The organism is Thiomicrospira sp., assembly GCF_036568485.1.
In the GTDB taxonomy this organism is placed as follows: Bacteria; Pseudomonadota; Gammaproteobacteria; order Thiomicrospirales; family Thiomicrospiraceae; genus Thiomicrospira.
The window spans coordinates 1-11,321 of sequence record NZ_DATCSL010000018.1 but is presented as its reverse complement, the minus strand read 5'-3'; the positions used below and the strand labels follow the sequence as shown (position 1 = coordinate 11,321).

Annotated in this window: 10 protein-coding genes; 7 read left to right on the top strand and 3 right to left on the bottom strand. The window is 45.6% G+C overall.

Annotated elements, in window-relative coordinates:
* Positions 1-2,715 (bottom strand): glutamate synthase large subunit (gene gltB / locus VIM91_RS02145; protein ID WP_331863178.1); only part of this gene is annotated, 2,715 nt, incomplete at its 3' end.
* 322 nt (positions 2,716-3,037) lie between these two features.
* Here gltB and gdhA point away from each other — a divergent pair.
* Positions 3,038-4,387, top strand: coding sequence for an NADP-specific glutamate dehydrogenase (gdhA, locus tag VIM91_RS02140; RefSeq protein WP_331863177.1), 1,350 nt, complete (start codon positions 3,038-3,040; stop codon positions 4,385-4,387).
* Positions 4,388-4,459: 72 nt separating this feature from the next.
* Here the strand turns inward: gdhA and gpmI are convergent, their stop codons facing one another.
* The gene (gene gpmI, locus VIM91_RS02135; protein WP_331863176.1) at positions 4,460-6,016 is read right to left on the bottom strand and encodes a 2,3-bisphosphoglycerate-independent phosphoglycerate mutase; all 1,557 of its coding nucleotides are present in this window, start codon (positions 6,014-6,016) and stop codon (positions 4,460-4,462) included.
* A 104-nt stretch (positions 6,017-6,120) separates the two neighbouring features.
* On the opposite strand from gpmI, the gene VIM91_RS02130 reads away from it, so the two are divergent.
* From VIM91_RS02130 to VIM91_RS02115, 4 genes are read left to right on the top strand one after another with little or no spacing between them, the layout of a single operon-like run.
* Positions 6,121-6,570 carry a rhodanese-like domain-containing protein gene (locus VIM91_RS02130; protein WP_331863175.1) on the top strand — a complete coding sequence of 150 codons (450 nt, stop codon included), beginning with the start codon at positions 6,121-6,123 and terminating at the stop codon, positions 6,568-6,570.
* Positions 6,571-6,573: 3 nt separating this feature from the next.
* Positions 6,574-6,828 (top strand): glutaredoxin 3, encoded by a 255-nt coding sequence (gene grxC / locus VIM91_RS02125; protein WP_331863174.1) that lies wholly within the window; start codon positions 6,574-6,576, stop codon positions 6,826-6,828.
* A gap of 7 nt (positions 6,829-6,835) precedes the next feature.
* Complete coding sequence (gene secB / locus VIM91_RS02120) at positions 6,836-7,294, top strand: protein-export chaperone SecB (RefSeq protein WP_331863173.1); 459 nt, start codon at positions 6,836-6,838, stop codon at positions 7,292-7,294.
* 6 nt (positions 7,295-7,300) lie between these two features.
* Positions 7,301-8,308, top strand: coding sequence for an NAD(P)H-dependent glycerol-3-phosphate dehydrogenase (locus VIM91_RS02115; RefSeq protein ID WP_331863172.1), 1,008 nt, complete (start codon positions 7,301-7,303; stop codon positions 8,306-8,308).
* A 22-nt stretch (positions 8,309-8,330) separates the two neighbouring features.
* Here the strand turns inward: VIM91_RS02115 and VIM91_RS02110 are convergent, their stop codons facing one another.
* Entirely contained in the window at positions 8,331-8,801 is a 471-nt protein-coding gene (locus tag VIM91_RS02110; protein ID WP_331863171.1) for a tRNA (cytidine(34)-2'-O)-methyltransferase, read from the bottom strand.
* A 17-nt stretch (positions 8,802-8,818) separates the two neighbouring features.
* On the opposite strand from VIM91_RS02110, the gene VIM91_RS02105 reads away from it, so the two are divergent.
* Both VIM91_RS02105 and tyrS read left to right on the top strand, forming a co-directional pair.
* Positions 8,819-9,763 carry a dihydroorotate dehydrogenase gene (locus VIM91_RS02105; RefSeq protein ID WP_331863170.1) on the top strand — a complete coding sequence of 315 codons (945 nt, stop codon included), beginning with the start codon at positions 8,819-8,821 and terminating at the stop codon, positions 9,761-9,763.
* A gap of 30 nt (positions 9,764-9,793) precedes the next feature.
* Entirely contained in the window at positions 9,794-10,987 is a 1,194-nt protein-coding gene (gene tyrS / locus VIM91_RS02100) for a tyrosine--tRNA ligase (protein ID WP_331863169.1), read from the top strand.
* The last annotated feature ends 334 nt before the right edge of the window (positions 10,988-11,321 follow it).

Below are 11,321 nucleotides of genomic sequence, written 5' to 3'. Positions count from 1 at the left end.
TGCAGGATCTTCAGCCCCTTCACCAGAGTTGGAACGTGCACCTAAACGGTTCATCGCAATCGCCAAAGCTTCATGGGCTTCGGGTGACAAGGCCCCTAATGAGATACCAGCGCTGTCAAAACGTTTGTAAATGTCGGTTAGAGGTTCAACCTCATCCAGCGGTATAGACTTTACATCTTCACGGAAAGTGATCATGTCGCGGATGGTCATCGCAGGGCGATGGTTCACTAAGTCGGCAAACTTATCGTAATAAACCTGCTCTCCGGTTTGTACCGCCTTACGTAAATTTTCAACTACGTCTGGATTGTAAGCATGGTATTCGCCACCATGAACGTATTTAAGTAGGCCACCTTGCTGCATCGATTTACGTGGGTTAAAGGCTTCCCATGCAAGACGTTTCTGATCTAATTCAAGGTGTTCAAACAGCGTGCCTTCGATGCGGTTAGTCGTGCCAGGGAAACAAAGCGAAACGACTTCGGTACTTAAGCCGACGGTTTCAAACAGCTGAGAACCACGATAAGAAGGCAGGGTTGAAATCCCCATCTTCGACATGATTTTTAATAGGCCTTTATTAATGCCTTTACGGTAGTTTTTAATGTATTTGCTCACCGGCGTGGCATTGTCGAGTTCACGTGTACGCAACATATCTTGAATACTTTCGTAAGCTAGATATGGGTAAACGGCGGTTGCGCCATAACCAAACAATACAGCAAAGTGATGTGGATCACGCGCCGTAGCGGTTTCAACAATAATGTTGGTTTCAGTACGTAAGCCTTCACGGATCAAACGGTGGTGTACCGCACCGGTCGCCATAACTGCCGGAATCGTCACCAGGCCTGGTTGAATGTCTAGATCCGTTAAGATCAACAAGGTTTTGTTTGCTTTTGCCGCTGCGACGGCTTGATCACAAACTGCAATAATCGCCTTTTCAAGGTCAATTTGAGTGGCGTCATAATGCAAGCTGATGTCTTGTTGTTGATAGTTCGGGTCGCTTAGTTCGCGCAACTGCACCATCATCGACGGGCTAAGAACTGGCGATTGAACTTCTAAACGTTTTGCATGCTCAGGACCCTCTTCAAACATGTTAAGTTCGCGCCCAAAACAAGTGTTTAACGACATCACAATCGCTTCACGTAATGGATCGATGGGCGGGTTAGTGACTTGAGCAAACATCTGGCGGAAATAATCAAACACTGAACGAGGTTTGTGAGAGAAAACCGGAAGTGGCGCATCATCGCCCATCGAACCGATGGCTTCTTGGGAGGATTCCGCCAGCACTCGAATAATCTGATCACGTTCTTCAAAGGTAACTTGGAAGTATTTTTGATAGGTATCGGTTAACTGATCTGTCCAACCACGAGTGGACTCTTCACGCCCCATTTGTTCTTCAAGACGCATATAGCCTTGATCCATCCATTGACGGTAAGGTTTCGCCGTTTTCAGGGCATCATCAATTTGCTGGGGTTTAAGCAACTCACCATTCTCTAGATCTACCGCAATGACTTGACCTGGCTTTAAGCGCCCTTTTTCCAATACGTCTTCAGGTGCATAGTCGTACACGCCGATTTCTGAAGCAAACGTAATATGACGGTCTTTTGTGATGACATAACGTGTCGGGCGTAAGCCGTTACGGTCAACGCCACAAATTGCATATTTACCGGTGTTGATTACCATGCCGGCCGGACCATCCCATGGTTCCATGTGCATCGAGTTATATTCCAGGAAGGCTTTAAGATCGGCATCCATGTGGGGCACGTTCTGCCAAGCAGGTGGAATCAACAAGCGCAAGGCTTGGAACACCGACATATCACCCATCATCAAGACTTCAAGCATGTTGTCCAAGCTGTTTGAGTCGGACCCTTCTTGGGCAACTAACGGCTTTAAGTCAGCTAAGTCAGGCAGTAAAGGCGTTTCAAATTTTTTCTGACGAGCTAAAGCCCAGTTACGGTTGCCGCGAATTGTATTCAGTTCACCATTGTGAGCCAAGAAGCGGAATGGTTGTGCTAAGCGCCATTGTGGCATGGTGTTGGTAGAGAAGCGCTGGTGATAAGAAATCGATGCAGATTCAAATCCAGGGTTCTGAAGGTCTAAATAAAACTCTTGAAGCTCTTTGGGCATCACCAGGCCTTTGTAAGATAACAGCTGGGTATTTAAGGAGGCGACATAAAAAGTTTTATCATTTGGTTCAATCGCCATTTCTGTTTTACGACGTGCGCTAAATAGCAGGCGATTAAACTCGGCTTCTGTAATCTGAGCGGGTGGATTGACGTAAACCTGCTCAATAAGCGGTTCCATCGAAGCGGCTTGCTCACCTAGTACATCGGATTTTACCGGTACTTTACGCCAGCCAGCAACACTTAGGCCGCGCGCAGTGAGTTCTGTTTCCAACGTGCGGCGTGCTTTGTCTGCCAGAGCGGAGTCTTGGTTTAGGAATAACATGCCGACTGCGTAGGTGTCGTTTAAATGAATGTTTAAACGTTTGGCTTCGGCTTTTAAGAAGGAATCGGGTTTTTTAATTAAGATGCCGCAACCATCCCCTGTGCAGCAATCCGCGGCTACCCCACCGCGGTGGGTCATGTTTGCAAGGGATTGAATCGCCGCCTGAACGACCCAGTGACTTGGTTTGTCGTCCATGTTGGCAATTAGCCCGAAACCGCAGTTCTCTTTTTCAAAATCTGGGGAGTAAAGGCCTTTTAGGGTGTTGAGTGAATTCATATCTAACGGTTCCTTATTGTCTGGGTTCGCGGGTCTTTTTAAGGTGACTTATCAACTCACAATTCTATGCGCCCAGTGCGCTTTTATTTTTTAATGAATGCTTGCCTTAGATTTCAAACGCATGAAAAAAGGGGTCGCTAATTTACAGCTAAATCGGCTGAGTGTCAATAAGCAGTTTTCTATGGGCCGTTGTTCATAAGGGCTGGTCGCTTACTTAGGTTTTAAGAAATATCAGGGTATAATAATCTGTTACCCCGAAATTTTTCGATGCAAATAATTATACAATTATATAACAACAAGTTTGAGAGGAAAGGGCTTAATTATGACTCAAAAATTAGAAGACAATCTTGGGTTGATCTATCAAGAAGTATTGCGCAGAAACCCGGGAGAAATGGAGTTTCATCAAGCCGCTTTAGAGGTGTTTGAAAGTTTGAATCCGGTGATGGCAAAGCATCCAGAAATTGCGAAGAAGAAAATTTTGCAACGCATATGTGAACCAGAACGTCAGATTATTTTCCGAGTGCCATGGGTAGATGATCGCGGTGAGGTTCAGGTTAACCGTGGCTTCCGTGTAGAGTTTAATAGTGCGTTGGGGCCATATAAAGGCGGAATTCGTTTCCATCCATCGGTAAATTTGAGTGTGATTAAGTTTTTAGGTTTTGAGCAGATTTTCAAAAACTCACTCACTGGTTTGCCGATTGGCGGCGGGAAAGGCGGCAGTGATTTTGACCCGAAAGGCAAGTCAGACAATGAGATTATGCGTTTTTGCCAGAGTTTTATGACGGAGTTGTATCGTCATATAGGGGAGTACACGGATGTTCCGGCAGGGGACATTGGTGTAGGGGCTCGTGAAATTGGCTACATGTTCGGTCAATATAAACGCATAACTAACCGCTATGAATCGGGCGTATTTACTGGAAAAGGTGTGGCTTGGGGTGGTTCTTTAGCACGCAAAGAAGCAACGGGTTATGGCACAGTGTTCTTCGCGCAGGAAATGCTAAAGGCGCGGGGAGATAGTTTGGATGGGAAGACCGTCGTTGTGTCGGGTTCAGGCAATGTGGCGATCTATGCGATTGAAAAGGCTATGTCCTATGGCGCAAAAGTGATTGCCTGTTCGGATTCAAGCGGCTATATCGTTGATGAAAAAGGTTTGGATTTAGATCTGATCAAGCGACTTAAAGAGGTTGAGTATGCACGTATTGAGAAGTACGCAGAAGAAGTGAAGCATGCTAAGTTCTATAAAGATGGCTCGATTTGGTCGGTGCCTTGTGATGTGGCTTTGCCATGTGCAACGCAAAATGAATTGAATGCCAAAGATGCTGAAATGCTGGTTAAAAATGGTTGCAAGGCGTTGGCGGAAGGGGCGAATATGCCGTGCACGCCAGATGCGATTCGTATTTTGCAAGCGGCGAAAACTTCATATGGTCCTGGTAAGGCGGCCAATGCAGGCGGTGTGGCGACCAGTGCATTGGAAATGCAGCAAAACGCGAGTCGTGATTCTTGGACGCATGATTATACTGAAGCGCGTTTGAAGGAAATTATGATTAATATTCATGCGACGTGTTTTACAACGGCAGAAGAGTATGGCTGTCCGGGAGACTATGTCATGGGGGCGAATATTGCGGGGTTCTTGCGTGTAAGCAATGCGATTGATGCGATGGGTGTTATTTAATACTTAAATCAGGCGTTTAATATAGCACCAGGCCTGGTTGTCAAGTGACCAGGCCTGGTGCTTTTTTTATGGCTATGAGTTTTGTAATAAAGATACACCCGTCATTTCTTCAGGCTTTTCAATATCCATCATATCTAAAAGTGTTGGAATCACATCTGGTAGGCTGCCTCCTTCTCGCAGTGTGCAGTTTTTGTGTCCAATATACACAAACGGTACGGGGTTAGTGGTGTGTGCGGTGAGCGGGCTGTTACTGCTGTCATCCCAAAGTTGTTCAATGTTGCCGTGGTCGGCCGTAACCAAGAGCTCACCGTCGGCTTTGTTGATCGCTTCTAAGATGCGGCCTAATGCCGTGTCCACGGCTTCCACAGCTAATTTGCAGGCTTCCATATTGCCGGAGTGTCCGACCATGTCTGGGTTGGCAAGGTTGCAAATAAAGGTGTCGTATTTACCTGACTCAATAGCTTCACAAAGTTTATCGGCCACTTCCTCTACGCTCATTTCCGGTTGTAAGTCGTAAGTGGCGACTTTAGGTGATGGGATGAGGATGCGGTCTTCGCCTTTGTATGGAGCTTCTATTCCGCCATTTAGGAAGAAGGTGACGTGCGCGTACTTCTCAGTTTCAGCGATGCGAAGCTGGGTTAGGCCTTTTTTTGATACCCATTCGCCAAATGTGTTGATGAGTTTTGTGGGACGGTAAGCAATGCTAACGTCAAAATTTTTGTTGTATTCAGTCAAAGTGACAAAGTCACTCAGTACGGGCGTGACATCACGGTGAAAGTCAGCGAAATCTTTTTCAATGAAAGCTCTTGTAAGTTGGCGTGCACGGTCAGAGCGGTAGTTCATAAAGATAATGGCATCGCCATCTTTAACCTTAACGGGTTTGCCACTTTTGCGCAGAATGCTCGTAGCTTGAATGAATTCATCGGTTTCGCCGCGTGCGTATGCTTGAGCCACGGCTTCTTTGGCAGAGTTGGCTGTGAACTCAGCTTTACCAGCACTAATGACATCGAATGCTTTTTGTACACGTTCCCAACGGTTGTCGCGATCGAGTGCAAAATAACGACCCGTAATTGAAGCGATTCGGCCGCCACCGATTTCTTTCATGTGAGTTTCAATTTCTTTGATATAACCTTGCGCACTTTCAGGTGCGGTGTCGCGGCCATCAGTGAAAACATGTAAATAGGTTTTTGCACCGCGTCTAACGGCTAGTGTTAAGGCGGCTTTGATGTGGCTAATGTGCGAGTGAACCCCGCCATCTGATAGTAGGCCCATGATATGAACAGCGCGTCCTCGTGTGGTGGCGCCATCAATAGCATGCACAAAAGCGCTATTTTCAAAGAAAGCACCATCATCGATAGATTTTTGAATGCGGGTTAGTTCTTGATAAACCACGCGTCCAGCCCCGAGGTTTAAATGCCCTACTTCGGAGTTGCCCATTTGGCCATCGGGTAAGCCAACATTGAGGCCTGATGTGTGGATCAGAGTGTGAGGATGTTTCGCAAGTAGAGCATCCCAATTTGGGGTGTTGGCCTGAGCGATGGCGTTATGTTCAAATTTTTCGCTATGGCCCCATCCGTCAAGGATGATTAAGCCAGTTGGTCGATGTTGAGGTTTTGCAGTCTTGCTCATGGGGTGTCCTACATAAGATAAATTATAAAATTATCGTTCATTGTAGCGGCTTTCGCTGTTAAAATCATCAGGTTTGCAAGTTTGTCATACTAAGGAATTACCTAATGTTTATTGAATTCGTCCAGCAGGAGTTTTTGCTCTTTGTCGCATTGGGCATTATCACTATGATGCTGTTGTATAGTTATGTCGGCGACCGTTTTTTAGGTTACAAGCAGGTTTCTCCAGAGGAGGCCACTCGTCTATATAATCAAGGCGCACTTGTAATAGATGTGCGCACCGATGCGGAATATAAAACAGGTTTTATTGGTGAAGCTCGCCATATTCCGGTGGCTGACCTTAAAGCTAAGGTGGCGAGCTTAAGTGCTCACAAAGATAAAAATGTTCTGCTTTATTGTCAGACAGGTGCGCGTTCAGCGTCGGCTGCCAATACTTTAGTTAAAGAAGGGTTTACCCAAGTCTCTAATTTAAGGGGTGGTGTAATGGCGTGGAAGATGTCTGGTTTGCCGCTTAATCAGCCGGTATCGCGTAAAACACGTCGTAAAGCTAAGGTTTGAGCTATGAGTGAGATTATTGTTTACGCTAATCAATCCTGCCCTTTTTGTGTTCGTGCTCGAAAGCTCTTGGATGCCAAAGGGTTGGATTACGAGTTGATTGATGTCACTGGTTCGTCAGATTTATGGTCTCAAATGGAGGCTCGTTCGGGTCGTAACACGATTCCACAGGTGTTTGTTAAAGGACAGCATGTGGGTGGGTTTGATGATTTATATGCCGCTGACCAGTCAGGTCAATTAGATGAAATGTTAAAAGGATAGGACGCACATGTCAGAGACAGCTGAAAAAAGCTTTGTTATTCGTAAGGTTTACACTAAAAACGTGTCGTTTGAGGCGCCTAATTCGCCGCAAATTTTTGCGTTAGAGTTTGATCCTAAAATGGATGTGACATTAAATGTCGAGAGTTTTAAGATTGAAGACTCACTTTACCATGCACTTATTCGCTTAACTGTGACTGTTAAAGTGGAAGATAAAACAGCCTTTTTGTGTGAGGTTGAGCAGGCAGGTATTTTTGTGCTGACTGGTTTTGATGACAATGAACTTAGCTATATGTTAGGTAGTCACTGCCCCAATGCTTTATTCCCTTTCGCGCGCGAAGCGGTGTCGGACCTTGTGGTGCGTGGCGGCTTCCCTCAGCTACTGGTCGATCCAGTTAATTTTGATGCCTTGTATGCGGATCATATGAAGCAACGCCAGGCACAGCAATCAGCACCGGAAGCTGGCTAACCCGTTATGTCTGATATAGCGGTACTTGGAGCGGGTGCCTGGGGCACGGCGTTAGCCATTCATTTAGCAAGAACAGGTCACAAAGTTAATTTGTGGGCGCATAGTGCGACTCATGCCGAGCAAATGGAGTTGCAACGAGAAAATACGCGTTACCTCGCGGGTTTTACGTTACCACCAGGACTGGTGGTAACCCATCATTTAGAAGCGGCTTTGAAAGGTTCTGAGGCGGTTTTGTTGGTGGTGCCGAGTGATGCGTTTTCCGGTGTGTTGAGACAAGTTTCTAATATTTTAGGTGCTTCGCCGGCTTACTTGGCTTGGGCAACGAAGGGGTTTGAGCCAGAACAGCACCGCTTGTTGCACCAAGTTGTGCAGGATGAATTGGGAGTGGAGACACCTGTGGCCGTTTTGTCAGGCCCTACCTTTGCCGATGAGGTGGCGCAAGGCTTACCAACCGCGATGGTGAGCGCTTCCCCGCAAGCAGAACAAGCCCAGTTTTGGGCGGATGCTTTTCATGCCGACCGCTTTCGAGTTTATACACAAGGCGATATTGCGGGTGTTGAGGTCGGTGGTGCGTATAAAAATATTATGGCGATTGCAACCGGAGTCAGTGATGGTTTGGGATTGGGGGCAAATGCGCGTGCCGCTCTCATTTCTCGTGGCATGGCCGAAATGATGCGTTTTGGCTCTATTTATAATGCGTTGCCAGAAACCTTGATGGGTTTGGCTGGCCTAGGTGATTTGGTTTTAACCTGTACAGATGATTTGTCGCGTAATCGTCGTTTCGGTTTACGCTTAGCCCAGTCAGGAAAATCAGCAATAGAAGTTCAGCAAGAGATTGGCCAGGTGGTTGAAGGCGTGAAAGCCGTTAAGGTTGTTAAATACCTAGCTGACAAACACCAGTTAGATTTACCCATTATGCAGCAAGTCTATGCGCTTGTTATGCAGCAAATAACCCCGAAGCAGGCCGTTTCTCAGCTATTATCTCGAACATCTAAATCTGAAGCTGAGGCGTAACCTTCTTAGGTTTGTGGTGGCTTTAATTGCTGGATAGGTCTGCGTAGTCTAATTGTCGCCAAGCTTCATAGGCCATAATAGAAACGGCATTCGCTAAGTTTATACTGCGAGCTCCGGTTTTCATTGGAATGCGTAGCCTTTGCTCTGGGGCAATTTGTTCTAACACCTCGACAGGCAGTCCGCGGCTTTCCGGGCCAAATAAAAATGCGTCGCCTTGTTGGTAGCTGGGGCGGCTATGTGGTTGTGTACCTTTGGTGGTTAAGGCAAAAACACGTTTAATGTCATGCTCCTTAAGGCAGGTATCAAGATCTGGATGTTCATACACATTGGCCAACTCATGATAGTCCAATCCAGCACGACGCACTCGTTTCTCGCTTAGGTCAAATGCGAATGGGTGAATTAAGTGTAAGTAAGCGCCCATGTTAGCGCTTAAGCGAATTAAGGCACCGGTGTTTTGCGGGATTTCGGGCTCGTATAAAATAATATGTAACATAATGATTAGGTGACGTCGTGGTAGATTTATCCGTTAATATTTGTGGTGTTCAATGTAACTCACCGGTTGCGATGGCTTCTGGTAACGCCGGTTATGGCCTTGAGTATCAAGCCGTTTCGGGTTTTAGTAACCGCGACGTAGGTGCTGTGTTCTTAAAGGGCACGACACTGGAGCCGAAGTTGGGTAATAAACCGGAACGTGTTTGGGAAACACCAAATGGGTTGTTAAACTCGATCGGGCTTCAGAATCCAGGGGTGGATTATGTGATAAACCACCTATTGACGCAACTGGATTATTCGCAAACGCAATTTTTTGCCAATGTGTCAGGTTCAAGCATTGAAGAGTATGCAGAAGTCTGTAAGCGGTTTGATGATACGCCGTTGGCAGGTTTAGAAGTAAATATATCTTGTCCCAATGTTAAAAAGGGCGGCGCCGCTTTTGGTAATGATCCTGATATGGCCGCGCGAGTTGTTGAGGCTTGTCGACAAGCGACGACAAAACCTTTAATTGTAAAGTTATCACCGAATCAAACAGATATTGCGGAAGGTGCCCGCCGTGTAATTGAAGCTGGCGCGGATGCATTATCGGCGATTAACACCTTAATGGGGATGTCGATCAATATCGATCATTGGCGCCCAGATTTGGGTAATAATCAAGGTGGCCTATCTGGCGCGGCAATTAAGCCAGTTGCCTTATTAAAGGTGCATCAAGTTTATCAAGTAGCCAAGCCGCACAATATTCCAATTATTGGGTTGGGCGGCATTAGTTGTGCTGAAGATGCGATTGAATTTATGTTGGCAGGCGCGTCTATGGTTGCTGTGGGCACGGCGCTCGCAAAAAATCCATTATTGATTAAGAAAATGAATAAGGATATTGCTCGTTATTTAAGTAAGCGTGGCTTGCAATCGGTTAGTGAGTTAACGGGTCGTCTTGAGTTAAATAGCAACACTGTGTTGTGTTAAAAATAGATTGAATGAATTTAGAGAGTGAAAATGTTATCAATTGATGAACAGTTGGCCGTGATTAAGCGCGGAGCAGAGGAAATTCTAGTTGAGTCTGAGTTGGTCGAGAAGTTAAAGCTCGGTCGCCCTTTGATTGTAAAGGCTGGGTTTGATCCAACAGCACCTGATTTGCATTTAGGGCATACGGTTCTTATTAATAAGTTAAAGCAATTTCAGGATATGGGTCATGAGATTCATTTTTTGATTGGTGACTTTACCGCGATGATCGGCGATCCAACTGGAAAAAGCGCGACACGCCCACCACTTTCAGCCGAAGCGATTGCACAAAATGCACAAACTTATCAAGATCAGGTGTTTAAGATTCTTGATCCTGCAAAAACCAAAGTTGTCTTTAATTCGGCTTGGTTTAATAGTGTGAGTGCTGCGGACATGATTAAGTTAGCAGCGACATCGACTGTTGCTCGAATGTTAGAGCGTAACGATTTTGAAGATCGCTATCGTTCAGGAACGCCTATTGCCATTCATGAATTTTTATATCCATTAGTGCAAGGCTATGACTCTGTTGTAATGGAGGCGGATATCGAGCTTGGTGGTACGGATCAAAAGTTTAACCTTTTGATGGGGCGTCAGTTGCAACATCATTACGGTAAGAAGCCACAGGTTACACTTACTATGCCGATCCTAGAGGGGTTGGATGGTGTGCAAAAGATGTCTAAATCACTGAATAACTATATAGGTATTCAGGATCAGCCCAATGACATGTTCGGCAAGGTGATGTCAGTCTCAGATGAATTGATGTGGCGTTATTTTGAATTATTAAGCTTTGAAACGCTTGAAACGATTGAAGGTTGGAAGCAAGCGGTTAAAGAAGGTGAAAACCCGCGCAACATTAAAGTTAAATTGGCAATGGAATTGGTCGCACGTTTTCATTCCCCTGAGGCGGCTGAAGCTGCGCTCAATGATTTTGAAACTCGTTTTTCAAAAAATGCCATTCCAGATGAAATGCCGGCGTTTGTATTTAATACCGAGATGCCGCTTGCTAACTTATTAAAGGAAGCAGGCCTGGTGCCGACGACTTCTGAAGCACACCGTATGATCAAACAAGGGGCTGTTAAGTTAAATGGAGAGCGTTTAGAAGATGGACGCCAAATATTTTCCGACGTGGTTGATCAGGTGTTTCAAGTAGGTAAGCGTAAATTTGCACGTGTGACGGTATCTGGTTAAGTTATAAACTGCTGAGTAATCCACTCTTTGGTTCGAGATTGTGAAAAAATCTGTGGATAAGTGTTTGGTAACTAGGTCATAAACTGGGTTTATTAAAAAAAGCACAGTTTTTATGAAAAAACAGTTGCAAGCGAGCAGGGAGTCTGTAGAATACGCCTCACTTCGCAGCCAAGGGTTGTGAAGGAGAAAAAATGCAGTTGAGAAGTGAAAAATAAATTGAAAAATTTGATTGACACAACTCGCTGAGGTGGCTAGAATAGCCGGCTTGCTAAGAGCGAAAGCGACAAGCAAAACGAATTAAGAAGTTCTTTAAAAATCAGGTAATTCAGAGATA